This window comes from Pseudomonas salicis (assembly GCF_057128705.1).
Window position 1 is genome coordinate 677,518 of sequence record NZ_JBSKHU010000001.1, and the last position, 25,032, is coordinate 702,549.

Sequence of the window (25,032 nt, forward strand, 5' to 3'; positions counted from 1 at the left end):
ACAGTTGAATCCACGCCAGACGAAGCACTAACGATTACACCGCTGCTCGGCCGTCACATCTGCCGGAGCCAATTCATTTTCGGTGTAGCCGTACTTCTGCAATATCTTCAGCAATTCACCCGAGGCACGCAGCTTCGCCAGTTCGCCGTTGAAGGCCTGGGTGAATGCCGGGTCGTTTTTCGGCAAACCGTAAGCGTGGTAATTCCAGGTGGGTTTGCCTTCCGGGTCGGGGATCTGGTCGAACGGCAGGGCGCGCTCGATGCCCGGGTCGTTGGCTTTCTTGACCAGGTTGATGATCTCCGCGTCCGGGAAATACACCACGTCCACGCGACCGGCTTGCAGCGCGGCGAGGGCGTCGGTGTCCTTGTCCAGCAGCACGACATTGCTGGTGGCGATACCGCTGTCCTTGGCTTCCTGCACCTGGTTGCTGCCCGGCTGTGTGGCCAGTCGCGCTTTTCCGTTGGCGGCCACATCCTTGAGGCTGTGGAGCTTCAGCGGGTTGCCGGCCTTGACGATGAACGCGCCGCCCGAGCGGGTCACCGGGTTGGAATAGCCGATCACCTTGCAGCGCGCCGGATTGATGAACAGGCCCGCGCCGATCAGATCAAAACGTCCTGCGGCCAGTCCCGGCACCAGCGAACCGAATTCTGTGATGGGGGTTTCGATTTTGCTGATGCCCAGTTGCCCGAGAATGGCTTGCAGAATCTCGACGTTGGCGCCGACGGTTTTGCCGGTGGTGTCGATGTAGGCGTAAGGTTGCTCGTTGGCGATCCCAGCGGTCAGGCCTTGGGTGCGGCCTTTTTCCAGCAGACCGGCAAATGCGGAGGAGGCGAACAGTGCGTTGAACAGCACGGCGGAGCCGATTGCAGCAGACAGCGATTTCAGGCCTTTCATGAACAGTGCTCGATAGGAAGTGAACGAAAATCGGTTGCGTGAGATTGAGCCAGTGGCGACGAATCAGGGCGTCCAGATGCCCACGTCCTTGGCATCCACGGCTTTGGGCAGCAAACCCGCTGCTAAAAAGGCGTCGGCAATTTTCTGCTGTTCGCCCAACTGATCAGCCTTCACCGGCTCGACCTGATAGCTGCGATGGGCGTTGGCAGATTCCACGGTGTCCACGTCCAGATTGCCCCACAGCGGACCCAGCACTTTCGCGGCATCTTTAGGGTTCTTCTTGATCCAGCTGCCCGCTTCCTGCAGCTGCTGATACACCAACTTCAGCACCTCCGGATGCGCGCCCGCGTACGCGGTGCTGGTCAGGTAATAGCGTTTGTAGCTCGCCAGGCCGGTGCCGTCAGTCAAGGTGCGGGTCGGCAACTGGCGCTGAACGCTGGTCAGGAAGGGTTCCCACGTGACCCACGCATCGACCTTGCCGTTCTCGAACGCCGCTCGACCGTCAGCCGGTGTGAGGTAGGCGGGCTGAATGTCGGAGAAGGTCAGGCCTGCCTTGTTCAGCGCCGCGATCAACAGGTAATGGGTGCCCGCCGCTTTGGTCACGGCGACTTTCTTACCTTTCAGGTCGGCCAGTTGCTGGATCGGCGAATCCTTGGAGACGACGATGGCCTGCGCACGGGGGGAGGCCGACTCTTCAGCGAAATAGGTGAGTTTGGCCTGAGCGGCCTGGGCGAAAATGGGCACGGTGTCGGCGACATCCGCGCTGATGTCGACGTTGCCGATGTTCAACGCTTCCAGCAGTGGCAACCCGCTCGGGAACTCGTGCCAGCTGACGTCGATATTGTCGTTGCCTAGCGCTTTTTCCAAAGTCCCCTGGGCCTTGAGCAAGGTGATCAGCGTCGACGATTTCTGATAACCGATGCGCACCGTCTCCCGTGCCTGAGCGCTTGACGGCAAAACGAACGCAAGGGCGAGGGCGAGACTCAGCGCCGCGAACAGCGGACGGCGAAACGGGGTACGGCGGGTGTCGGAAGGGCTGGGCATGATGGATTCGTGCTCGAAGTATGTGGGTCGACGTAAACGGTGGCGAACGCCAAGCCCCGAATCATAGGGTTCTAAGAAATAATCTTTAAATACCTTCTGGCTATTAGCTTATTCAGCAATTTCAGCGCGGCGACAGGGCATCGCTTATGCCTGATTCAAAGCGTCTTCGACCTAAATATTCTTTTAAGAGATAAAACGAATCATGGATTATTCGGAAGGTGACTGCGGCAGGTCAGACGCTCTGGAACGCCGTTGTCACCCTTAAGTGGACATGCAGGAGTGACACATGAGTAATGCCCAAACCGCCAATGCACTGGACGTGCTCTGGCGTCAGGCGCCGGGCGGCGAGCTGCTCGACCTGGGCCGGGTCTATCGAGGGCCGCTGGCGCTGTCGCGGCTGCACACCACGCCCCGGCGCATTCTGAGTCGGCGAGAGGCCGTGCTGCTCGGTGCGTTCGCGCTGGTCTTGCACGGCGCGGTGATCTACTGGGTCAACAGCACCCCGACGCCAGCCTTGCCGGTGGTGCCGCCAGAAATTCCGCCGATGACCATCGAGTTTTCCCAGCCCGCGCCGCCTGTGGTCGAAACACCGCCACCACCGCCCGAGCCGATTCCTCAACCCGTGGTCGAACCGCCGCCTCCGGTGGAAGACGAACTGGCCGTGAAACCGCCGCCGCCCAAGCCGATTCCCAAGCCAAAACCTGTGGTGAAGCCCGTGCCTAAACCGGTGGCCAAGCCCGTCGAGCAACCGCCCGCACCCCCCGCACCGCCACAACCGGTTGCGGCGCCTGCACCGCCGGCTCCACCCGCCCCGGCGCCCATCACCCCGGCCTCCGCGAGCGCCGGCTACCTGCATAACCCGGCCCCGGAATACCCGGCGCTGGCGATGCGGCGTAACTGGGAAGGCACCGTGTTGCTGCGTGTGCATGTGCTGGGCTCCGGTAAGCCGAGCGAAATCCAGGTCCAGAAAAGCAGTGGCCATGAGCAGCTCGACGACGCTGCGCAAGCGGCGGTGAAACGCTGGAGTTTCGTCCCGGCCAAACAGGGCAATGACCCGATTGACGGCTGGGTCAGCGTGCCCATCGATTTCAAGATCAAATAACGTTCAACCCCCATTCGTGACACCGCGGGCCACCTGACAAAAGGCGCATCGCTACAACGATCCCTTGCCTTGTTGGAGAGCCTCACATGAACCTCATCGCTTCCCCCTTCGATTCCATTGAACACGCGGTCATCTGGCTGCTGATTATCTTCTCCGTCGCCACGTGGGGCCTGGCCCTGCTGAAAGGTGTGCAGTTCGCTCGCCTCAAGGGGCAGGACAAGAAATTCCACAAGCAATTCTGGGCCGCGTCGAGCCTGGATTCCGCCGCTGAACTGGCCCAGACCCAACCCGGTGCTGCGGCCCGTGTCGCCTTGGCGGGCTATGCCGCGATTCAGGTGCTAGAAGGCGGGCAGGCCGCCGACTTGAGCCAGGCCATCAACCATCAGGATCGCCTTGAGCGCGCGCTGCGCCAGCAGATCGTCCGTGAGCGTCGTTCGCTGGAAACCGGTCTGGCCATCCTCGCCAGCATCGGCAGCACGTCGCCCTTCATCGGCCTGTTCGGGACCGTCTGGGGGATCATGTCGGCGCTCAAGGGCATCAGCGCGGCGGGCTCGGCGAGCCTGGAAACCGTGGCTGGCCCGATTGGTGCGGCGTTGGTGGCGACCGGCGTCGGGATCGCTGTCGCGGTACCAGCGGTGCTGATTTACAACTATTACCTGCGTCGTCTGAAACTGACCGCTGCGGACCTTGATGACTTTGCCCACGACTTCTACAGCCTGGCGCAGAAAAATGCGTTCCGCGTGCTGCTGCACCCGGTACTGAAATCCGGCGCCACCGGTGCGGGCCAGAAAGTGAAGGAGGCGTCCTGAGATGGCTTTCTCCACACAAGACAGCGATGAAGTGCTGAGTGAAATCAACGTCACGCCGTTGGTGGACGTGATGCTGGTGCTGCTGGTGGTGTTCATCGTCACCGCGCCGCTGCTGACCAACTCCATCCCGATCAACCTGCCCAAGACCGAAGCCGTTGCCCCGGTGGAACAGAAAGACCCGCTGGTGGTGAGCATCGATGACAAGGGCAAATTGTTCATCAACAAGGACGAGATTCAGCCGGATCTGCTGGAGACCAACCTGCGTTCGGCCAAGGACAAAAATGCCGATGTGCGGGTGCAATTACAGGCGGACAACGGTGTGAATTATGGCGAGGTGGCTCGGGCGATGGCGTCGATTGAAAGGGCGGGGATTACCAAGTTGTCGGTGATCACGGCCAAGTGATCGCCAGCGCTGTTAGCGCATGAATGCTTCAAGCTTTTACAGGTTGCTTCTCAGGCGGAGGGCAACCTGTTTTTTTATGGATCGTTCCTACAGCTGAGTCCGCGCCAAACGCCGAACAGTGCGGCAGCGCGGCCCCCCTGTAGGAGCGAATTCATTCGCGAGAGGTCAGTACAGCCGCTGCATCTCTTTCGCCTGAAACACCTTCGTCGGAATGCCGCCCAGAATAAATTCGCTCCCCCAGTTCAGCCCGTGCCACACGAAACATGGCGTGGCGAGTCGAATTCCAGTGGGAGCGATTTCACTCAACCTTTGAGGTAAATCTGCGCCCCGTTCCCGCCCAACCCCTCGGCGCCGACGAAGAAATCAGTCACGCGCTTGTCGTAGACCACCGGGTTGGCCAAGGTCATGACGCCCAGATCCGGCAAGTCTTCGACGACAACCTTCTGGAACTCCGCAAACAACCCGAAGCGCTTCTGCACGTCCGTCTCTATCGCGGCCGCTTCCAGCAACTGGTCGACCTTCGGGTTGCTGTAATGCGCGCCATTGGAAAACGGCACCCCTGGCTTGAAATTCTTCGACCAATACAACCGTTGCACGCCCACGGTCGGGTCGAACAGGTTGCTCATGCCGTTCAGCGTGAAATCGAAATCCCGATCCGTGTACACCCGCTTCACGTAGGTCGCGAAATCCTGGGAACGCAGGGTCACCTGGATGCCGACTTTCGCCAGCGCCTGTTTGATGTAGTCCGCCGTGCGCCGGTAGGTTTCAGGGCCCGGCAATGGGTCCAGCGTCAGCTTGAAGCGCACGCCGCTGCTGTCTTTCGGCAATCCGGCCTGGTCCAGCAATTCGTTGGCCTTGGCCACGTCGAAGGCGTAGCGGGGCAGGTCCGGGCTGTAGAAGTTTTCCATGTCCGGGCTGATCGGCCCGTACAGCGGTTTGCCGTAGCCGAGGAAGATGGTCTTGCGGATGAAGTCCAGGTTGATCGCGTGGGCGATGGCCGTGCGCACCTCGTGTTTCTGCAAGTACGGGTTGTCGAAGTTGAACTCGATCCGGGTGATGCTGTTGACGTAGGGCTCGCCGCGATCATCGACGCTCAGGCGCGGATTGGTCTTGATCCGCTCGATGTCGCTGAGGGGCACGCCACCCGTGGAGATGTCGATTTCCCCCGCTTCCAGCGCGGCCACCGTCGCCGCCGAGTCCGCGATGAAACGCACGATCACCCGGTCCAGATACGGCTTCGGCGCGTCCCAGTAATTCGGGTTGCGTTCGAGGATCACATGGCTACCGCGCACCCACTCCTTGAACACGAACGGCCCGGTGCCGATGGGCGCGGTGGCGTTGGCGTGGGTCTCCGGGCGGGCGTCGCCGTACACGTGTTTCGCCACGATGGGCGATTCACAGGCGGCCAGGGCCTTGAGCAAGTACGGCGCAGGTTGGCTGAGTTTGAGCTGCACCAGATGCGGGTTGACCGCCGTGACGCTGGCGACGTTGGCAAAGGTCGCCCGGCCTCGGGGGTTGGAGGCCTTGAGGGTTTGCAGGGAGAACACCACGTCATCGGCGGTGAAGTCCTGGCCGTCGTGCCATTTCACGCCCTGACGCAGGGTGAAGGTGTATTCGAGGCCGTCGTCGCTCGCCGTCCAGGCCGTGGCCAGCTGCGGTTTCGGGTTCAGGTCCAGGTCGTACGTTAATAAGCCTTCGGTGACCTTGCCCGCGATGTACACGGTGGCGCCTGCGGTGTGGGTCAGGTTGACCAGAATCGGCGGCTCGATGGCGATGTGCATTCTCAGGGTGCCGCCGCGCACGGGCGGTTCATCGGCGAAGGAGAAGCGGGGTGTGAGTTGTAGGAGGGTGGCGGTGGCACCGGCGTAAACCAGCAACTGGCGTCGAGTCAGGCTCATGGTGGGTTTCCGTAGAAGGGCACGAAGGACAGCGACGGACTCATTCGGACGCCCGGTCGCGGGAAGGGTTGAAGGCGTCGGTAAGGCCGTCGCCTATCAGGTTGAAAGCCAGGACGGTCAGGAAGATCGCCAGACCGGGAATCGCCGTGAGGTACCACGCGGTGCGGATCTGCTCCCGGCCACTGCCGATCATGCTGCCCCAACTCACCTGATTCGGATCGCCCAGGCCCATGAACGACAGCGCCGATTCCATCAGCACCGCCGAGGCGACCATGATCGACGTGGTGACGATCAGCGTGGGCAAGATATTGGGCAGCACTTCCAGCGCGATGATCCGCAGGTGGCTGTACCCCACGCTGCGGGCGGCGAGGATGTATTCGCGCTCCCGAATCGAGCGCACTTCGGCGCGCACCAATCGGGCGACGGTGGGCCAGGAAATGACCCCGATGGCGAAGATCAGCGTCGGCACTGAGGGCTGCGCGATGGCCACCAGCGCGACGAGCAGGACGAAACTGGGCATGGTCTGGAAAATCTCGATCAGCCGTTGCAGGCCGTAATCCAGCTTGCCGCCGAAGTACCCGGCCACCGCGCCAATGCTCAGGCCCAGCAGCACGCCGAACAGGCTGGCCAGGATGCCCACTTGTAACGACACCCGCCCGCCATGGACCACCCCGGCCATGACGTCGCGCCCCAGCGCATCGGTGCCCAACGGGTAATGCCAATCCTGCCCCGGCCAGAGCAAGGCGTCGGCTTCCATGCCCAGCGGGTCGCCGGGATAAATCAGCGGCGCGAACACCGCCAGCAGGGTGATCACCATCAGAAAGGCCAGACCGGCCAATGCGGTGGGATTGCGCAGAAAGCGGCGCAGCCCAAGGCTGCGGCGGGCGCTCATCGGTGACTCCGAATGCGTGGGTCAAGCCAGGTTTGCAGCAGGTCCACCAGCACGTTGGTGATGATCACCAGCAGCGAGGACATCAGCAGAATGCCCAGCAGCACGTTGTAATCCCGGGCCATCACCGCGTCATAGGCCAGGCGCCCCAGCCCCGGCAGGCTGAACACCGTTTCGATGACCACGGCACCGCCGAGCATGCCGCCGAAGTGCAGGCCGGCCATGGTGGTGATCGGCAGCAGGGCATTGCGCAGCACGTGTTTGAAGGTGATCACCCACGGCGACAGGCCTTTGGCTTGCGCCGTGCGCACGTAATCCTGGGCGCCGGCTTCGAGCATCGAGGCGCGGGTCAGCCGGGCGTAGATGGCGATGTAGATCAACGCCAGCGAACTGGCAGGCAACGCCATGAAACGCAGGGTGTCGCCGACAGCCGCCCAGCCGTGCAGGTCGGCGCCGATGGTGCCTGCGCCGCCCGTTGGCAGCCAGCCGAGCTTGACCGAGAACACCACGATCAGCATCAGGCCGATCCAGAATCCCGGCACCGAATAGAAGAATTGCGAGCACACCGACAGCACGCGATCCGGCCAGCGCCCTTGCCACCGGGCCATGAGCATGCCGAGGGCCACGCCCAGCAGCAGGGAAAAGAACAGCGCCAACAGCATCAACGTCAGCGTGGTGCCAAGGCGCTGAGTGATCAACGCCTGCACGGTTGCGCCGTAACGAGGCGAGTAGCCCAGGTTCAAGTGCGCCAGATTGCTCAGGTAATGCCAGAGCTGCACCGGGATCGACTGATCCAGACCGAACTGGCTGCGTAATGCCGCGAGACTTTCCTGTGTTGCCGAACCGGATTCGCCCGCCATCACATCGGCGGCGTCGCCGGGAGCCAGTTGCAACAATAGAAAGTTGATCAAAAGAATGCCCAACATCGTGGGCAAGGTATGCAGCAGCGCGCGCCAAAGTGCGCGGCTCAGGGTCAGCCATATCTTCATTAAAGGATTCCATTTCGTGCGGCGCTATTAACGGTTTGCTTATAACCTTTGTCAATGCACGAAAGGGGCATAACGTTATGCAAACAGACACTCTAAGCATAGATAAAAACGATATACGTACTTTCCATGTCGATGATTGACGCAGGAAAGAGGGAACATTACTGTCGGCCACCTGTCAGCGATGTCAGTTTGGATACATGCCCCATCGCGAACTACGTTATAGGGCTGCCCCTGCAGGCAGTGCACTTACTTTAAATTGTTTAGATGAGGCACGTGTGGCACTCAATCATTCCATTGAATCGGGTCAAGTCCGGCATGAACCTTCATCTGCTGATGCGCTGTCCCGGTTGCTGGGGCGGATTCCGGCGCTGGTGGAAGAAGTGGCCAAAGACGCTTCCCGTCGAGACCTGGAGCGTGAACTCCCATTCGCCGCCTTCGCGCTGATTCGTGAAGCCGGACTCGGCGCGCTGCGGGTGCCTCGCGACCTCGGCGGGCCGGGCGGCAGCGTGCAGGACTACATCGAATTCATCACCACCCTGGCCAGTGCCGACCCCAACGTCGCTCACGCGCTGCGCTCGCATTTCAATTTCAGCGAAGCAGTCATTCACAGCCCGGACACGGCTGAAAAGCGTGATTACATCGCCAAAATCCTCGACGGCAAGCTGTTCGCCGGGGCCCACACTGAGGTCGGCGCGCCGCTGGGCACCATCCTCACGCGGCTCACCCGGGTGGGCGATCACTACCGTCTCGACGGCAAGAAGTGGTACGCCACGGGCTCGGCCTACGCGGACCTCCTCTCGTTTTCCGCCACCGATGACAGCGGCAAACTGATTAGCGTGCTGTTGCCCGCCGACCGCGCCGGGATCAACGTACTGGACGACTGGGACGGCATGGGCCAGCGCCTGACCGCCAGCGGCGGCGTATTGCTGGACAACGTCGAAGTCTTCCCGAACGAAATCAAGACCCGCAGCCACAACGCCGACGTCGGCCGTCACTGTTCCAGCCTGCGCCAATTGCACTTGGCAGCCTGCGCAGCCGGGGTGGTGCGCAACATTCGCGAAGACGCCGTGGCGTACGTGCGCAAACAGGCCCGCGCCGCCATGCACAGCCCGGCAGACACCGCCCGTGACGATCAATTCGTGCAGCAAGTGGTGGGTGAGATCGCCGCCAATGCCTACGCTGTTGATGCACTGATCGCCAATACCGCCCGTGTACTTAACGACAGTTCACTGGGGTTGTTTGCAGTGGCCGACGTGCAACTTGCGTCGGCGGAAACAGCGGCTGTTGCTACAGCAACACTGGATCAGCAATTAATCAACGGATCGATCAGTAATGCACAGATGCAAGTCGTGGTCGCCAAACTAGCGTTGCGTTCCGCTGAAATCATCTTTGAAGTAGGCGGCGGGTCGGCCACGTCGCGCAAATATAACTTTGATCGTCACTGGCGCAATATACGCACCGTATTGAATCACAACCCGCTGCTGCACAAAGCCCGAGTCGTCGGTGATTATTATGTGAATGAAACGACCACTCACCTGCGGGAAGGTTTGGTCTTTTAGTGTCAGCAGGACAGGGATTCGTCCACCCCCTTACACAATCAGAGTTCATCAGAACCTCCACGCGCAAGACCCCACCAGGTACCGCTTTTTCACAATCCTTGTTAGATGGCCAGGAACGTCCACCACGCCAGCAATAAATTGATTTTTTGCAGGTAGTCCCATGAATGCTCGTATCAATACCCCACGCTCACCGCTCGCGTTGATGGTGTCCATTGGCGTGATGACGCTGTGTGGCAGCGCGGCCGTGTTCGCCGATGACACCGCTCCGAAAAACTCCGCGCAATCGGGTAAAGGTGAGGACGCACTGGAAACCGTGGTCGTGACCGGCTCGCGGGCCGAGAAACGCACGGTCGCTCAAAGCCTGGCGCCCATCGACGTGATCAGCGCCGATGACCTGGCGCGCTCCGGCAAGCAGAACCTGCGCGATGCCTTGGCCGCGCAGGTGCCGTCCTACACCAACGACGCGGGTTTCACCGGCGCGACCGGGATCGCCGTCAAATCGGCGACCCTGCGCGGCTTGGGCGGTAACGCCGTGTTGGTGCTGGTCAACGGCAAGCGCCGTCACAACACCGCACAAATCTTCCACCAGTCATCCGCCACCTCCAACGGTCAGTCGCCGGTGGACCTGGACCTGATCCCGATCAGCGCGGTGGACCATATCGAAGTCCTGCGTGACGGCGCGGCGGCCCAATACGGGTCGGACGCCATCGCCGGGGTGATCAACATCATCCTGAAGAGCAACAAATCCGGCGGCCAGGCCTCGGCGATTTACGGGCAGTACGGCCAGCGGGAAGGGCACAAGGGTTTCTACGGCGCCACCGGCCAGACCTCCGCCAACCAGGGTTTTGAATTGCCGAACGACGGCTTCTTCAACCTCAGCGCCGACATCAAGATTCAGGAAACCAGCAACGCCGCCGGCGCCGTGCCGGATCGCACCAAGATCTACGCCGGCAACGACCCCCGCGAATACGGCGAAAGCCGCTACCGGCAGACCATGGGTCAGCCTCGGGTGCAGACCTACAACACCTCGTACAACCTCGACCTGCCGCTGAACGACGACCTCGACTTCTACTCGTTCTCGACCTTCAGCCACCGCGACTCCACCGGCTTCGGCACCTTCCGTACGGCGGTGTCGGCGCAGAACGTACCGGAAATCTACCCGGACGGTTTCCAGCCCAAATTCCGCTCCGTCGAAGACGACGTGCAGAGCGTGTTCGGCCTCAAGGGCAAGGACGTGTTGGGCTGGGATTGGGACCTGTCCAGCAGCTGGGGTCGTAACGATCTGCACCTGCACAACGATGATTCCCTCAACGCTTCGTTCGGCCCGGCGAGCAAGACCGACTTCGACAACGGCGAAGCGATCTTCAGTCAGTGGACCAACAACCTCGACATCACCCGTGCCTTTGACACCGGGCTGTTCAAGGACCCGCTCAGGGTCGCGAGCGGTATCGAATACCGCGTCGACAGTTATCAGATTCGCAAAGGCGAGTTCCAGTCTTACGCCGACGGCGGCTACGTGTACCCGGTCGGCTCGCCGAACGCGGGCAAACGCCCGAATTCCGGCTCGGCGGGCTGGGGCGGTTTCAGTCCGGCGGCGGAGGGCAGCTGGGATCGCAGCAACACCGCGGGCTACGTGGACTTCACCCAGAAGGTCACCGACAAGTGGGAGCTGAGCCTGGCCGGTCGTTACGAGCATTACAGCGATGTGGGCGACACCACCAGCGGCAAGCTGTCCACCCGCTACCAACTGACGCCGACCTTCGCGGTGCGCGGCACGGTGAACAACGGCTTCCGTGCGCCTTCGTTGCAACAACAGCATTTCTCGTCCAGCACCTCGGCCTGGGGCGTCAGCCCGATCACCGGCCAGTTGCAACAGCAGGTCACCAACTACGCGGTGCCGGGGTCCGCGACAGCAGCGGCCCTGGGGTCGAAGAAACTCAAGCCTGAGAAGTCGCAGAACTACAGCATCGGTTTCGTCGCCACGCCGTCGAAAGACCTCGACCTGTCGGTGGACTTCTACCAGATCGACATCAAGGACCGCATCCTGCAGACCAGCTCCCTCAGTGGCCTGAACGATCCGAACGTCGCCGCCCTGTTGAACGCGGCCGGGTTGAGCACCAATCAGGCCGTTTCGTATTACGGCAACCTGGCCGACACCCGCACCCGAGGCATCGACCTGGTCGGCGACTACCGCGTCGACTACGGGCCGTGGGGCCGTGGCAAGTGGACGCTGACCAGCACCCAGCAATTGCAGCAGATTCGCGGCATCAACGAGCCGGACTCTCTGGCGGGCACCGGTGTGTCGGTCCTCGGGCGCGACAAGCAGGGCAACCTGGAAACCGCGTTTCCGAAGAACAAGACTGCGCTGCAACACACCTGGTACATCGATGATTTCGAGGTCTCGCTCAAGGAAACCCGCTACTCGGCGGTCACCGGCAAGAGCTACTACAACGAAAACCGCGACGAGAAGATCAAGCCCGCGTTCATCACCGATCTGGACGTCGGTTACAACATCAGCGACAGCTTCAAGGTGTCGGTGGGCGGCTTGAACATCTTCAACAAACGGCCCGAGCAACTCTCGCAGCAGGCCAAGCAGTTCTACCTGTTCCCGGTCGATAACCCGGCCTACAGCTGGTACTCCCCGTACGGAGTGGACGGCGGCTACTACTACGCCCGACTCGATTATTTCTGGTAACCCGACAGGGCCACGCGACCGCATTCGGTCCCATGGCCCGGCCTTTCAATCACCTGGAAAAAGGAAACCGAAATGGCTCAAGCACAGCTCAACCCGGCGTTCGAACGCTCGGCCTTTCCCGCGCCGACCGATTACCCCGACAGCCCGCTCAGCCAGGCCCTCAAACAGCCGTTGCTGCTAGGCGTGTTCCTCAACATGCAGGACATTCGCCTGACCAATCACCCGACGTCCAACACCTGGACGTTCGACTACAACACGCAAATCGTCCAGCAGGCCGAAGCGCTGGGCTTCGAACTGGCGTTCAGCCGGACCCAGTGGTTGCCGAAAGGCGGGTATGACGGCGAGGCGTCGCTGGACTCGTTCATTGCCCTCGGTGCGATGGCGGCGGTGACCAAAAGCATCCTGTTGGTCTCGACCATTCACGTGTTGTACGGCCCGTTGCACCCGCTGCACATCGCCAAATACGGCGCGACCCTGGACCACATCGCGAAGGGCCGCTGGGGCATCAACATCGTCACCGGGCATCGTCCGGTGGAGCATGAAATGTTCGGCCGCCCGCAGATCGAGCACGACCAGCGTTATCAACTGGCGGGTGAATTGTTCGACGTACTGAACACGCTGTGGAGCAGCACCGAGAATTTCAGCTACGAAGGCGCACACGGCTGGAAGATCAAGGACGGTTACATCACGCCGAAGCCGCTGTACGGGCGCCCGGTGCTGGTCACAGCCACGGGGTCGGAGGCGGGGATCGATTTTGCTACCAGCCAGTCGGACCTGATTTTCATCACCAATTCGTCGGGCTCGGGCATTCGCGAAACCCTGGAAGACATCCCGGCCCACGTGCAGAAGATCAAGGCCCGTGCGCGGCAGTTCGGGCGTGAGGTCAGGACCATCATCAACCCGATCATCGTCAGCCGCGACACCGAGGCAGAAACCCGCGACTACCTGGAAGGAATCGTCGGCAACAAAGTCCCCGGCGCGTTCGGCAACCACAAAGCTTACGCCAGCGACGCCCACGCCTGGCGCGGTCGCGCAGACGGCTCGCGCAACACTGGCCTGGGACTGGGCGGCAACATCGAAATCGTCGGCACACCGGAGCAGGTGGTCGAGCAATTGGTGGCGTTGAAAGCGGCGGGAATCGATGGCGTGCAGCTGAACTTCCACGACTTTGCCGTGGACCTCAAACATTTTGGCGAACGGATTTTGCCGTTGTTGAAAGAGGCGGGGTTGCGGGTGTAACGCGGGCTGCTTCGGGTTTTGGCGGCGCATTAATTGACGGGGCAAACCCCAATCCCTGTAGGAGCGAATTCATTCTCGAAAAATGGTTCGGCCACTGGAGGTGTGGTGCTTGTACTGGCCTCTTCGCGAATGAATTCGCTCCCACAGGTTTCGATAGCGTGCCGATTCAAGCGCCAAGACTCGATCCCATGGGTGCAGCGGCGCACCGGTTGATGCGTCAAACCTCGATCCCCCTGTGGGAGCGAATTTATTCGCGAAGAGGCCCGCATAGACGCCACATTTCTACTATCAGGAGCACACCATGAGCCTCGAATTCATCGGGCATACCAGCAGCCGCAGCGGTGCGGAGGTGATTGAGGCCAGTGGTCCGGTCATCGACAAGGCGTACATCAAACACATGGCCCACACCGCCGAGGCCAACGGCTTTGACCGGCTGCTGATCGGCAGTTTTGCCACCTGGCCGGACAACAACCAGATCGCGGCCTACGTGCTGCACAACACCGAACGGTTGGGCGTGATGCTCGCGCACCGCCCCGGTTTCGTCGCGCCCACGGTGGCAGCTCGGCAACTGGCGACGCTGGATCAGTTCAGCGAAGGCCGCCTTGCCGTGCACGTCATCAGCGGCGGCACGGACGTCGATCAACAGCGGGACGGTGATTTCTTCGCCCACGACGAACGCTACGCCCGCACCGCCGAGTACCTGAGCGTGGTGAAAAAGGTCTGGCACAGCGACCAGCCGTTCGACCACCACGGCGACTATTACCGGGTCAAGGGTGCGCTGTCGAACGTCAAACCCTGGCGCGACAGCGGGGTGCCGATCTTCTTCGGCGGCTCGTCCCAGGCCGCGTTCGACGTCGCTGGCCAGCACGCCGAGGTCTACGCGCTGTGGGGCGAATCCTTGGCCCAGACCGCCGAAACCATCGCCAACGTGCGCAAGGCTGCGGCCCGTTATGGCCGTGAGGATCATATCCAGTTTCTGCTGGCGTTCCGGCCGCTGGTCGCCGACACCGAAGATGCCGCGTGGGCCCGCAGTCGCGAGCTGCTGGCCGCCGCCAAAGCCAAATACCCGGCCGCTCCGGTCCTGCACCAGAACGTCGGTTCGCAACGTTTACGCGATGCAGCGGCGCAAGGCGCGGTACTGGATCAGCGGCTGTGGACCGAATTCGCCGCCGTGACCGGTGCCCATGGCAATTCCACGGCGCTGGTCGGGACGCCGCAGCAGGTCGCCGACGCGCTGTTGGAATACCACAAGATCGGCGTCAGCAAATTCCTGATTCGCGGTTTCGACCCGGTTCCGGACACCCTGACGTTTGGCCGCGATGTGATTCCGCTGGTTCGTGCTGCTGTCGCCCGTCATGCCTGAGCGCCGCTTGCTGGATCAGTTATTCGGCGAGACGGGTGCGACTTTCGACGGGAGTAGCTTTCCGTCCAGGGTGCGGGTTGATCATGGTGATCTCCAGCGCTTGCCCGATCTCTTCAGGCACCCCGTCCTCAGTGACCTCGAACAACTGGCCGACCGCTACCGGGGGCGCCTGTCATTCGGACGCGGCCTGCGCTCGCCCAAAACCTTCGACAGCCACGCCAACGCCGCCAGCCTGCTGCAACTGGGCCTGACGGTGTTTTTTCAAGACGTGGCGAGCAGCGTTCCAGGTTCGGCCGCGTTCCTGCGTCAACTTGAAAATGAACTGGGCGTCACCTCCGGCAGCGCTCGCCTCAGTGCCTTTGCTTCACCGGGCGACGATGGCGTGTCTTGCCATTACGACGCGGAGGAGGTGATCTCGATCCAGTTGCTCGGCCACAAGACCTTTCACGTCGCGCCCATGACCCAGATCGAACACCCCTATGGCGCGCAATTCGGGCCGGACATGGTGGCCGTGGAGAACCTCTACGAACAGGCGCGTGAAGGCTTTCCAGCCCCCGATGACGCTGCGTTCGTCACCCACGACATGGCCCCCGGCTCGGTGCTGTACCTGCCGCGAGGCACCTGGCACAGAACCGAAGCCCGGGAGCCGTCGCTGTCCCTGAGCATCGTCATTCGCCCGCCGGTCCTGGCCGACGCACTGCTAAGCTGGCTCAAACCGTGGCTGCTGGGCGACTCGCGCTGGCGTGCTCCGGTTTACGGTGAACGGGCCGCCCATGAAAAGGCGTTGAAGCCGCTGCTGGCCGAATTGGCCCAGCGTCTCAGCGAGGGCGCCGAAACCCCTATCCTCAGCTGGAACGCAGGCCCTTCAGTGGAAAACAGCGAGCTGTTGAACGTCCCGAGTTCGCGCATCTCATGGCAAACCACGGCATCGAACAGAGCGCGCATCGTAGTCCGGGCGCTGGATCAGGACTGGCGTGAACGCGTGACCCTCGACACGGAAATCCCCGTCGCGCTGCTCCCCGCATTGGCGTGGATCAATCAACGCCCAACTGCCTTCAATCTGCGCCAACTGAGCGAACAGTTGCCGAAGATCACACCGAGCGATCTGCGGCAATTGCTGGAACTGCTGGTCAAGGCCCATGCCCTGCGGTTACTGGTGCCGCGCTGAACCCACGCGCTAGCCCAGACGCACCCCGGACAGATTGCCAATGAACCCGCCACCTGTGGAATCGGTAAGGTTCTGCACGTTGCTGCGGGCGAGCAGGGCGTCCTCGGTGGAGATGATCGGAATCCTCGGCAGGTCTTCCAGCACCTTGTTCTGCACCTGGTGGTACAAGTCCCAGCGATGCGTGGGGTCGTTGTCCACTTGGGCCTGTTCCAGCAGGCCATCGACCTCGGCGTTCACGTAGTGGGTTGCGTTGGAATAGGCCACCCCGGACTGAATGTTCTTCGACCAGTAGAACCGTTGCAGGCCGATGGCCGGGTCCGGCGCCGTGGACGCGGGGGACAGGTTGGTATCGAAGTCGTAACGGCCATACACCCGGTCGATGAACTGGGCGTAATCCTGATTGCGAATTTCCAGCTTCACGCCGATTTTCGCGAAGGTGCTGCGCAGGAAGTTGGCCGTCTGCTGATACACGGCGGACGGGCTCGGGTCGTTCTTGATGCGCAGGCGCACGCCGTCTTTGTCTTTCTTCAAACCTGCGGCTTCGAGCAAGGCCTCGGCGCGCTTCAGGTCGAAGGGGTACTGCGGCACGTCGGCGCTGTAGAACTGCGGAAAGTTTTTCGGGATCGGTGAGTCGGCGGTGGTGCCCTGGCCCAGCAGGATGTTCTTGAGGATGAATTCCTTGTCGATGGCGTGGGCGAAGGCCTGACGCACCCGCAGGTCCTGGAATTCCGGTCGTTGCAGGTTGAACTCCAGGGCCATGATGCCGGTGCCGCCATACGTGTTCAGGCGATCAACGATGGTCAGGGCAGGGTTGGTTTTCAGGCGCTTGATTTCGCTGTTCGACAGGGTGTCGGCATAGGCCACGTGCACCGCGCCGGTTTCCAGCGCCGCCGACACCGAGGACGGGTCGGCCATGAAGCGATAGACCACCTGATCCAGCAGCGGCTTGCCGGACTGCCAGTACGCGGGGTTGCGTTCAAGGGTCAGGTAATTGCCGCGCACCCATTCCTTGACCTTGAACGGACCGGTGCCGATCGGCGCGGTGTTGGCCGGGTTGTTGAGGATGTCGGTGCCTTCATAAAGGTGACGGGGCAACACTTGCGAGTCGCGGGCGTTCAAGGCGCTCAGCAAATAAGGCGTGGGTTTCGACAGGTGCCAGACCGAGGTCAGCGGGTCGGGGCTGTCCACGCTTTGCACGTTGGGGAACGCCGAGCGGCCTCGGGAGCTGTATTTCTTCCAGACCTGGAGCACGGAAAACGCGACGTCTTCCGAGGTGAACGGTTTGCCGTCATGCCACACCACACCGGGGCGCAACTTGAACGTGACCTGCAAGCCATCCGGGCTGAATGTCCAGCTTTCGGCGAGTTGCGGTTGAGGGCCGTTGTCGGGGCTGAGGTACAGCAGGCCGTCGAAAATCTTCGGTGAAATAAGTTGGGTGGCCGGTGCGGTGGTCAGGCCGGTGGTGAGTAACGTCGGCTCAGGGTTTTGCGCAATGATCAGCGTGCCGCCGGGGCTGTTGCCGAAAGCAAAGCGCTGGCCGAGCAGGCCATAGGCGGCGGTGGAGGCCAGGGAATAGCCGAGGAAGGTGCGTCTTGAAACCATTCAGAAAAGCTCCTCTTAAATCGTTCGTGGGACCGGTTGTGAAGCGGATGTTTCGCCTGGCTGGGTTCCTGTGGCAGCGGATTCATTCAGGGCGGCATTCCGACGGATAGGGCGTACGGGCTAAATAACTGCGTTGGAGGCACCGGCCATTCGCGAATGAATTCGCTCCTACAGAGGTCGCTGCGTCTATCAGGACCGCTATGGATGCCTGAAAGCGTGCGGGTCAATTACCCTTCATCACTCACTCGTCATAGCTCACCAGTCATAGCTCACCCGCGCGTAGTAGAAACCGCCCCCGATCCCGTACGGCGTGTTGCGGTTGGCGTACGGGTCTTCGTGGTTGATGGTGGAGGCGAGGGTGTCGGCCTGGTTCGGGGGGCGTTTGTTGAACAGGTTGTTGGCGCCGAGCGTGGCCTTGATGTTGTCGGTCAGCAGGTAGCTGATGGCGGCATCGGTGATGAACGAATCACTGGTGGTCGAGTCTTGCGACCGGTTCAGGACGTTGTTCACGGCGCGGGTCTTTGAGTAGTAGTGCTCGGTCAACTGCACCTGAACCTTGCCCAGTTGCCAGTCCAGCGCCGCCCGCACGATGTTCTGCGGCAATGCTTCTTCGAGCAGGGTGATGCGCTCGCGGTCCAGCAGGCTCAGTCCGGCGTTGCTCAGCACGGCAGGGTCGTCGACGCTTTTCACCTCGTTCTTGTTGCGCGCATAGGACAACGCCCAATGGGCCCGGCCGTAACGCTCGTAGTCGGCGTCGTAGTCGAGCTTGAACTCGATGCCGCGGGTCTGGGTGTCGCCGAAGTTGGTGAAGTAACGCACCTGCTGCTGGCTGGTCAGCCCGGCATTGGTCAGCGCTTGTGCCACTGCGGCGTTGTTGAAACCGTTGAAGGCCCCCGTGAGGAAGATGCGGTCGCGGATGTCGATCTGGTACACGTCCACCGATGCCGACAGCCGATCGGTCGGGGTGAAGACCAGGCCGAAACTGACGTTGGTGGACTTCTCCGGCTTGAGCTTCTTCGCACCCAGTGCCTGAGCGGCCGGTGAGTCCGGGCGCAGGGTGTCGTAGTAGTACGAAATGTACGAGGTGTTGGTGATCGGGTCGTTGACCGGCTGCACCGTCGCACTCTGGTAGTTCTGCTCCGCGAGTGACGGCGCGCGGAAACCGTTGCTCAACGTGCCCCGCACCGCGACCTGGTCATTGAACTGGTAGCGGTTGGAAAACTTGCCCGCGACCGCCGAACCGAAGTCCGAGTAATCCTCGTAACGCACCGCCAGCCCGGTGTCCCATTTGTCCGTGAGCTTTTGCGCCAGGTCGACGTAATACGCGGTGTTGTGCCGCGCTTCATTGAAGGCGAATTGCGGACTGAAACCGGTGAGAAACGCCGAACCGGCGCCGGCCAGCTTGCCCCGCAGGTTCACCGCCAGGTAATCGTTGGGGTAGCGGTAACCGCCGCCCGCGTAGGAGTAGTATTCACCGGGGCCCAGTTCCAGCTGGTCGTAGCGGTATTCGGTGCCGATGGTCACGTTCAGCGGTGCCGCAAACAGCCCGGTGTCGAAAGCCCGTTGGCCGCTCAGCGACAAGATGCTCTCGCTGAATGTGAGGTCTCCGGCGTGCATGTTCTGCAAGGGCAGCAGCGCGCCGAACGACGGGTTGGTGGTGTTGAGAATGTTGATGTCGGCGCGGTTCTGGCCGTAGCTCACGCCCGCGTCCCATCGCCAGCCCAGGATGTCCTCGGCCTTGAGGCCCAGGTTGAGTTGCAGGTCTTCTTCCTTGGTTTGCAAACGCGAGCTGTAGCCGCCCGGCGTGGTGATGACGTTCGAGGTGGCGTTGGTTTCGGAGCGGAACGAGCCCTTGGCCTCGGAGGTGCGCGGGGCGTAGGTGGCGAAGGAATACAGCGCCAGGTTGTCGTTCAGCGGCAGGCCGATGTTGTAGGCGAAACTGGTGCTCTCCTGAATCGGCACCACCTCGTAGTTTTCCGGCACGTTGCGATTGGCCGTGGCTTCGCGAGGGTCGTTGGGCGAGGCGTAAATCTGCCAGATCGACTGGCTGGGCTGCTTCCACGGGCCGACGGTGTGGCTGTCACCGGTTTTCAGGTACGACAGGCTGAAGTTGGCGAAGCCGCCGTTTTCACCCAGTGCGAAACCGGAGTTCAGGCCGCCGGTGTAAGTGGCGCCGGCGTCGCCGAGGTTGCCGACTTTCGACACGTCGTGGTTGTACTCGCCATAGGAGACGTCCGCCGAACCGCCGGACGACGCGGATTTGAGGATGACGTTGATCACCCCGGCAATCGCGTCCGAACCGTATTGCGCCGCTGCGCCATCGGTCAGCACTTCGACCCGTTCCACGGCCGAAATCGGGATCAGGCCGAGGTCTGCGGCCGATGAACCCAAGGTCGCGCCGCCGCTGTTGTTGATCATGGACGTGCCGTGGCGCCGTTTGCCGTTGACCAGCACCAGTACCTGATTCCCGGACAGCCCGCGCAAAGAGGAGCCGCCCACGTTTTTCGACAGGGCGCCGCCGTTGCTGTTGATGTTGATGTAAGACGGCGCGACCTGAGACAACGCCCGCCGCAGGTCACTGGCCCCGGTGGCGCGCAACGCATCGCCCTTGATCAGCTGCACGGGAGCGAGGGCCTTGAGGGCCGTGGTCTCGACCCTGGAGCCGGTCACGACCACGGTTTCAAGGCGTTCCTTTTCGTATTCGGTTTCAGCGTTGGCGGTGTCGTACGGCGCGAGACTGGCGGCGCCGACGGAAAGAACCACGCCAAGGGTATGGCGTCTGGACGGGAGTGAAGACATGGGTATGTGCCTGGTGTTGCTTCTGCATTCTTCGCTGTGTGTGCAGGAGTGAGTCGACGCTGGCCGGTTGGGCCTGGCAGGGGTTTGGGTGAAGCGGTGTTCGGCCAGAATCAAAAACTGATGGGTGTTTCATCAACCTACGGATCAGGATCAAAATGTTTGCTGATGCCGCCATCCTGCATCTGCCGAAGGCGTGGGAGCTGGCTTGCCTGCGATCTGCCGGGCACCGGCAGCAAAACCTAGGTCTTCGATGTGCCTGACACACCGAGGTCGAAGGTCTTGCTGCCGGTGCCCGGCAGATCGCGAGCAAGCAACGCTCCCACGGCCTGCGGCCAGAATCAAAAGCACAACCGAGTTGTACTCAAACCTCCGGCCAGAATGAAATCCCTGTTCACCGCCCCAACAACTGAAACTTCCCGATCAAATTGAATTTCCACGCCACCGGGTCGTGGACGGTGTGGGTGCGTGCATTGCGCCAGTGGCGGTCGTAGCCATATTCGAGGCGGGTGGAGCTGGCGCCGCCGAGCTGGAACAGTTTGTTGCTGGCCAGCAAGGCCGCTTCGGTGGTGAGGATTTTCGCGGTGGCCAGCGCCGACGACACCTGAATCGACGGCCCCGGCCCATGTTCCGCCGTCACCTGGTCGAACAACGCCGCCGCTTTTTCCAGCACCGCTTCTCCGGCGTGAATCCGCGTGTGCAGGTCGCCGATGATTTCCAGCACATACGGATCTTCGGCTACTGCTGTCACCCCAGTACGCGCATAAGGCCGGGCGTGTTCACGCACGTAATCCAGCGTGTCGCGAAACGCTGCCCTCGCGATGCCCAGGTCCAGCGCGCTGTGAAACAGATCAGGAATGCCGTAGGTGTTGGCGCTGACTTTGCCCTGTTCGGTGTCGAGCACGTGGCTGTGTTCGACGCGCACGTTATCCAGCAGCAGGGTGCCGCTGGCGGTGGTGCGCTGGCCGAAGCCGTCCCAGTCGTCAATGATGGTCAGGCCCGGTGCGTAGCGGTCCAGCACGGCGGTTTTCGACTGGCCGTTCTCGTCCACGCAGCCCACGGAAATCAGCTGGGAAAACAGCGCCCCGGTGGAATACGCCTTGGACCCGTTGACCCGATAGTGATCGCCTTCACGGGTGATCTGCGTGCGCGTGGTGCCCGCGGGCAAGCTGCCGCCCTCGGCATGGCCGTTGCCCCAGCGATAGCCCTCCAGAATCTTGCCGAAGAACAATGCCTGCTGCTCCGGACGGCCTACCGCCTCGATCACGCTGCACGCCAGGAGAATGCTCAGCATCAACTGGCCAATGGAGGCGTCGGCCTCGCCGATGATCGCCACCACCTCGGTCAGCGTCCGGTACGACACCTCCGCACCGCCAAACGCCTTGGGCACGCGAATGGCCAACAACCCGCTGTGGGCGAAGTCGTCCAGCTCCTGCCACGGCAGCTGGCGCTCTACGTCACGGCGTTGAGCGTTCAACCGGAACACGGCGGCCAGCCGTTCAGCCGTCTCCACCGCTTCGCGTTCACTGCGAATGACCTGGGCCGGGCGGGCAGGGGCGGTGACGTTGCGCTCTGAGGCTGAAGGGTTCGACGAGGCGTGCCGGGCAAACGATGTGTCGGTCATGAAAGAGGTGTCCTGTTCCTGAAGGGCGTCGGTGAATCTGGCGACTGCATCACGCCTGATAACGGGCGTCGGCGAAATTGCCGTACAGCGCTTCCGAAGAATTGAAGAAATCCTTGAGCTGTTTCTGGGTGACCACCACCACCGTCGGCGACACCAGCGGAATCTTCGGCAAATCCGTGAGCACGATCTGCTGAAACTCGGCGTACAGCGCTTTGCGCTTAACGGGATCGACCTCGCCCTGACCCTGTGCAAGCAGTTCATCGACCCGGGGATTCGCGTAACGCGCGCCGTTGGAGAAGGCGATGCCGGGCTTGAAGTTCGACGACTGATAAAAACGTTGAGTACCCATCACCGGATCGGGACCGGCGGTGGCGCTGATCAGCGTGGTGTCGAAGTCGCGGCGGGTGTACACGCGGTTCACGTATTCGGGGAAGTCTTGGGAGCGGATCACCAGCTTGACGCCGATCTTCGCCAGGTTACTGCGCAGGTAATGGGCGATCTGCAGGGTTTCATTGGCCGGGTTGGGGTCGTTGTAGACGGTCAGTCGCACGCCGTCGGCGCCTTTCTTCAAGCCCGCCTCCTCCAGCAGGGCTTCGGCTTTGGCCAGGTCGAAGGGGTAACGCGGCACGGTGTCGTCGTAAAAATCGCTCATGCTCGACGGAATCGCGCTGTACGCCGACTTGGCAAAACCGAAGTAGATGTTCTTGACGATGAAATCCCGGTCCACCGCATGGGCGAAGGCCTGACGCACGCGCACGTCCTGAAACACCGGCTTTTCCAGGTTGAACTCGAAGCCCACCAGCCCCGGCGAGTACGGCGCGCTGATCTCGCTGACTTGCAACTGCGGCACGTTGCGCAGGCGCTTGACGTTGCTCAGGGCCACCGACGCCAGTTGCACGGCCTGGGTTTCCAGCGCGGCGGAGGCTGCGGTGAGGTCGGGAATGATGCGGAAAATCAGGCTGTCCAGGTGCGGCTTGCCGGTGTCCCAATAGTGTTCGTTCTTTACCAGGTTGATCGACACGCCACGGTCCCAGCGCTCGAACTTGAACGGACCGGTGCCGATGGGCTTGATGTTGTACGGGTTGGTCAGCGGATTACCGTTGGCGTACAGGTGTTTGGGCAACACTTGCGCATCGGTGGATGACAGCGCGCTGAGCAGATACGGCGCAGGGGCGGAGAGGGTGATCACCACTTGCAACGGCGTCGGCGTTTCGACCTTGCTCACCGGCGCGAAGGTGGTGATACCGCGAGAATTGAATTTGCGCCAGATGTTCTGCAGGGAAAACGCCACGTCGTCGGCGCTGAACGGCTGGCCGTCATGCCAGGTGACCCCGTCCCGCAGGTTGAAGGTGTACACCAGCCCGTCGGCGCTGACGTGCCAGTCGGTGGCCAGTCGTGGGACCGGTTGGCGTTGGCTGTCGTAGGACAGCAGGCCATCGAACAGCTTGCTGGTCACCGTATAGATGGTGCCGTCGGTGGTCAGCGCGTTGGTCAGGACGGTGGGCTCGGGGAATTGCGAGACCACCAGCGTCTGCGTGCCGTCGGTGGCGGCGAACAGCCCCGAGGCGTGACTGGACAACCCGGCCGCGGCCGCCAGAATCGTGGAATGTTTGATGAACGTTCTTCTGCTCAACGACATGCTGCACCTTCAATGACGCGGACGAGAGAAACGCGCGCACTCATGGTCTGGCCTGCGCGGCGATCTTATTAAGAAGTAAGGGAGGCGATGTTCTGTTGGGCGTCAGAATCGAACCGCGAGACTAACGGACTTATTCCAGCGGACACAAGTGCCGGTCTTATAACTTTAAATTCAGACTTCATGCCGCCTGGCTTTATAAGTTTAGAACTTTTTAAGCGGTGTTCGCGCCGAAAAATTACTGTATTAGTGTTCGCCGTTGAAACAGTCCTCGCTCAATTCGATTGTTTATAGAGAACTCGATGTCGGTCCGAACTTTCTACCAGCGTTTAACTCAGCGGCTGCATTCAGGCTTTCGCAGTTCACTGTTTCGTGCCGTGCCGACCGCCCTTGGCGTGATCGTCCTCAACTTCATTCTGTTGCAGATGGTGCCCGGCGACGCCGTCGATGCCCTGACCGCCGAAGCAGGCTCCGCGACCGCGGAAACCAGCGCCTTGCTGCGGCAGCAATACGGCCTCGACAAATCTTCGCTGGCGCAATTTGGCGACTACGTGAATCAACTGGCCCACCTCAGCCTCGGCGACTCGCCCCGTTACGGCATTCCGGTGCTGGACGTGATCAGCCAACGCCTGCCCAACACCCTGTTGCTGATGGGGCTGGCGCTGGCGATTTCGTTGGTGGTCGGCGTCACCCTCGGGGTGATCATGGCGCTGTGGCAGGGCAAATGGCCGGATCGCGTGCTGTCGTCGCTGGCGTTCGTGCTGTATTCGACGCCCGGTTTCTGGATCGGCCTGATGGCCATCGTGCTGTTCGCGGTCAAGCTGGAATGGCTGCCCAGTGGCGGCGACGGGACCATCGGCGCCGGGCTGACCGGCGTCGATAAATTCGTCGACAAATTGCAGTACGCGATCCTGCCCGCACTGACGCTGTCCAGCTTCTTCATCGCGATTTATGCCCGGCTGACCCGCGCCTCGGTGTTGGAAGTCCTGACTCACGATTACGTGCGCACCGCCCACGCCAAGGGCCTGACGGCGTGGCACATCACCTGGCGCCATGTACTGCGCAACGCCTTGCTGCCCTTGACCACCGTGGCCGGGACGCATTTGGGCGGCTTGCTCGGCGGGGCCGCCGTGGCAGAGACCGTGTTCGGCTGGCCGGGCATCGGGCGCCTCACCCTCGAAGCGGTGCAGGCCCGTGAATACAAGGTGTTGCTCGGCATTCTGTTGCTGTCGTCGTTCATCGTCATCGTCGCCAACCTGCTGGTGGACCTGCTGCACAAACGGCTCGATCCCCGGATATCTCCGCGAAAAGGGGGGCGTTGA

General features: G+C 61.7%; 18 protein-coding genes. 9 read left to right on the forward strand and 9 right to left on the reverse strand.

The features are described from left to right. Nucleotides 1–27: 27 nt before the first annotated feature. Together ehuB and ACWKWE_RS03185 are read right to left on the reverse strand one after the other, a co-directional pair. Nucleotides 28–894 carry an ectoine/hydroxyectoine ABC transporter substrate-binding protein EhuB gene (gene ehuB, locus ACWKWE_RS03180; RefSeq protein WP_483849593.1) on the reverse strand — a complete coding sequence of 289 codons (867 nt, stop codon included), beginning with the start codon at nt 892–894 and terminating at the stop codon, nt 28–30. 63 nt (nt 895–957) lie between these two features. Continuing rightward, nucleotides 958–1,938, reverse strand: coding sequence for an aliphatic sulfonate ABC transporter substrate-binding protein (locus ACWKWE_RS03185; protein ID WP_483849594.1), 981 nt, complete (start codon nt 1,936–1,938; stop codon nt 958–960). Nucleotides 1,939–2,224: 286 nt separating this feature from the next. Between ACWKWE_RS03185 and ACWKWE_RS03190 the strand changes: the two genes are divergently transcribed. From ACWKWE_RS03190 to ACWKWE_RS03200, 3 genes are all read left to right on the forward strand, one after another. Beyond that, nucleotides 2,225–3,040 carry an energy transducer TonB gene (locus ACWKWE_RS03190; RefSeq protein WP_483849595.1) on the forward strand — a complete coding sequence of 272 codons (816 nt, stop codon included), beginning with the start codon at nt 2,225–2,227 and terminating at the stop codon, nt 3,038–3,040. Nucleotides 3,041–3,126: 86 nt separating this feature from the next. Beyond that, on the forward strand, nt 3,127–3,849 hold the full coding sequence (locus tag ACWKWE_RS03195) for a MotA/TolQ/ExbB proton channel family protein (RefSeq protein ID WP_483849596.1): 723 nt from the start codon (nt 3,127–3,129) through the stop codon (nt 3,847–3,849). Between the two features lies 1 nt (nt 3,850). Continuing rightward, nucleotides 3,851–4,252: an ExbD/TolR family protein gene (locus ACWKWE_RS03200; protein ID WP_483849597.1), complete on the forward strand. Its 402-nt coding sequence runs from the start codon at nt 3,851–3,853 to the stop codon at nt 4,250–4,252. Nucleotides 4,253–4,554: 302 nt separating this feature from the next. Here the strand turns inward: ACWKWE_RS03200 and ACWKWE_RS03205 are convergent, their stop codons facing one another. From ACWKWE_RS03205 to ACWKWE_RS03215, 3 genes are read right to left on the reverse strand one after another with little or no spacing between them, the layout of a single operon-like run. Then, entirely contained in the window at nt 4,555–6,150 is a 1,596-nt protein-coding gene (locus ACWKWE_RS03205; protein ID WP_483849598.1) for an ABC transporter substrate-binding protein, read from the reverse strand. Nucleotides 6,151–6,190: 40 nt separating this feature from the next. Further along, a complete protein-coding gene (locus tag ACWKWE_RS03210; protein ID WP_483849599.1) occupies nt 6,191–7,042 on the reverse strand; it encodes an ABC transporter permease in 852 nt (283 codons plus the stop codon). After that, nucleotides 7,039–8,028 (reverse strand): ABC transporter permease, encoded by a 990-nt coding sequence (locus ACWKWE_RS03215; RefSeq protein ID WP_166594383.1) that lies wholly within the window; start codon nt 8,026–8,028, stop codon nt 7,039–7,041. Before ACWKWE_RS03215 ends, ACWKWE_RS03210 begins: the two co-directional genes overlap by 4 nt. A 275-nt stretch (nt 8,029–8,303) precedes the next feature. On the opposite strand from ACWKWE_RS03215, the gene ACWKWE_RS03220 reads away from it, so the two are divergent. The 5 genes from ACWKWE_RS03220 (at nt 8,304) to ACWKWE_RS03240 (ending at nt 16,052) form a co-directional block, all read left to right on the forward strand. Further along, a complete protein-coding gene (locus tag ACWKWE_RS03220) occupies nt 8,304–9,587 on the forward strand; it encodes an acyl-CoA dehydrogenase family protein (protein WP_483849600.1) in 1,284 nt (427 codons plus the stop codon). Nucleotides 9,588–9,747: 160 nt separating this feature from the next. Further along, nucleotides 9,748–12,282 (forward strand): TonB-dependent receptor plug domain-containing protein, encoded by a 2,535-nt coding sequence (locus ACWKWE_RS03225; protein ID WP_483849601.1) that lies wholly within the window; start codon nt 9,748–9,750, stop codon nt 12,280–12,282. Between the two features lie 72 nt (nt 12,283–12,354). Then, on the forward strand, nt 12,355–13,521 hold the full coding sequence (locus ACWKWE_RS03230; protein WP_166594385.1) for an LLM class flavin-dependent oxidoreductase: 1,167 nt from the start codon (nt 12,355–12,357) through the stop codon (nt 13,519–13,521). A gap of 301 nt (nt 13,522–13,822) precedes the next feature. After that, nucleotides 13,823–14,884, forward strand: coding sequence for an LLM class flavin-dependent oxidoreductase (locus tag ACWKWE_RS03235; protein ID WP_483849602.1), 1,062 nt, complete (start codon nt 13,823–13,825; stop codon nt 14,882–14,884). Continuing rightward, nucleotides 14,877–16,052 (forward strand): JmjC domain-containing protein, encoded by a 1,176-nt coding sequence (locus tag ACWKWE_RS03240; RefSeq protein WP_483849603.1) that lies wholly within the window; start codon nt 14,877–14,879, stop codon nt 16,050–16,052. Before ACWKWE_RS03235 ends, ACWKWE_RS03240 begins: the two co-directional genes overlap by 8 nt. Before the next feature lie 9 nt (nt 16,053–16,061). On the opposite strand, the gene ACWKWE_RS03245 is transcribed toward ACWKWE_RS03240, so the two are convergent. From ACWKWE_RS03245 to ACWKWE_RS03260, 4 genes are all read right to left on the reverse strand, one after another. Next, complete coding sequence (locus ACWKWE_RS03245) at nt 16,062–17,654, reverse strand: ABC transporter substrate-binding protein (RefSeq protein WP_166594388.1); 1,593 nt, start codon at nt 17,652–17,654, stop codon at nt 16,062–16,064. Between the two features lie 255 nt (nt 17,655–17,909). After that, nucleotides 17,910–20,453, reverse strand: a complete 2,544-nt coding sequence (locus tag ACWKWE_RS03250; protein ID WP_483849604.1) for a TonB-dependent receptor plug domain-containing protein — start codon at nt 20,451–20,453, stop codon at nt 17,910–17,912. Between the two features lie 391 nt (nt 20,454–20,844). Continuing rightward, nucleotides 20,845–22,074 carry an SfnB family sulfur acquisition oxidoreductase gene (locus ACWKWE_RS03255; protein ID WP_483849605.1) on the reverse strand — a complete coding sequence of 410 codons (1,230 nt, stop codon included), beginning with the start codon at nt 22,072–22,074 and terminating at the stop codon, nt 20,845–20,847. Nucleotides 22,075–22,123: 49 nt separating this feature from the next. After that, complete coding sequence (locus ACWKWE_RS03260) at nt 22,124–23,713, reverse strand: ABC transporter substrate-binding protein (protein WP_483849606.1); 1,590 nt, start codon at nt 23,711–23,713, stop codon at nt 22,124–22,126. Between the two features lie 299 nt (nt 23,714–24,012). On the opposite strand from ACWKWE_RS03260, the gene ACWKWE_RS03265 reads away from it, so the two are divergent. Beyond that, entirely contained in the window at nt 24,013–25,032 is a 1,020-nt protein-coding gene (locus ACWKWE_RS03265; RefSeq protein ID WP_483849607.1) for an ABC transporter permease, read from the forward strand.

Bases quoted from the DNA above. Each gene is read 5' to 3' on its own strand.
- ehuB (WP_483849593.1), bottom strand. From the start codon at position 894: ATGAAAGGCCTGAAATCGCTGTCTGCTGCAATCGGCTCCGCCGTGCTG.
- ACWKWE_RS03185 (WP_483849594.1), bottom strand. From the start codon at position 1,938: ATGCCCAGCCCTTCCGACACCCGCCGTACCCCGTTTCGCCGTCCGCTG.
- ACWKWE_RS03190 (WP_483849595.1), top strand. From the start codon at position 2,225: ATGAGTAATGCCCAAACCGCCAATGCACTGGACGTGCTCTGGCGTCAG.
- ACWKWE_RS03195 (WP_483849596.1), top strand. From the start codon at position 3,127: ATGAACCTCATCGCTTCCCCCTTCGATTCCATTGAACACGCGGTCATC.
- ACWKWE_RS03200 (WP_483849597.1), top strand. From the start codon at position 3,851: ATGGCTTTCTCCACACAAGACAGCGATGAAGTGCTGAGTGAAATCAAC.
- ACWKWE_RS03205 (WP_483849598.1), bottom strand. From the start codon at position 6,150: ATGAGCCTGACTCGACGCCAGTTGCTGGTTTACGCCGGTGCCACCGCC.
- ACWKWE_RS03210 (WP_483849599.1), bottom strand. From the start codon at position 7,042: ATGAGCGCCCGCCGCAGCCTTGGGCTGCGCCGCTTTCTGCGCAATCCC.
- ACWKWE_RS03215 (WP_166594383.1), bottom strand. From the start codon at position 8,028: ATGAAGATATGGCTGACCCTGAGCCGCGCACTTTGGCGCGCGCTGCTG.
- ACWKWE_RS03225 (WP_483849601.1), top strand. From the start codon at position 9,748: ATGAATGCTCGTATCAATACCCCACGCTCACCGCTCGCGTTGATGGTG.
- ACWKWE_RS03230 (WP_166594385.1), top strand. From the start codon at position 12,355: ATGGCTCAAGCACAGCTCAACCCGGCGTTCGAACGCTCGGCCTTTCCC.
- ACWKWE_RS03235 (WP_483849602.1), top strand. From the start codon at position 13,823: ATGAGCCTCGAATTCATCGGGCATACCAGCAGCCGCAGCGGTGCGGAG.
- ACWKWE_RS03240 (WP_483849603.1), top strand. From the start codon at position 14,877: ATGCCTGAGCGCCGCTTGCTGGATCAGTTATTCGGCGAGACGGGTGCG.
- ACWKWE_RS03245 (WP_166594388.1), bottom strand. From the start codon at position 17,654: ATGGTTTCAAGACGCACCTTCCTCGGCTATTCCCTGGCCTCCACCGCC.
- ACWKWE_RS03250 (WP_483849604.1), bottom strand. From the start codon at position 20,453: ATGTCTTCACTCCCGTCCAGACGCCATACCCTTGGCGTGGTTCTTTCC.
- ACWKWE_RS03255 (WP_483849605.1), bottom strand. From the start codon at position 22,074: ATGACCGACACATCGTTTGCCCGGCACGCCTCGTCGAACCCTTCAGCC.
- ACWKWE_RS03260 (WP_483849606.1), bottom strand. From the start codon at position 23,713: ATGTCGTTGAGCAGAAGAACGTTCATCAAACATTCCACGATTCTGGCG.
- ACWKWE_RS03265 (WP_483849607.1), top strand. From the start codon at position 24,013: ATGTCGGTCCGAACTTTCTACCAGCGTTTAACTCAGCGGCTGCATTCA.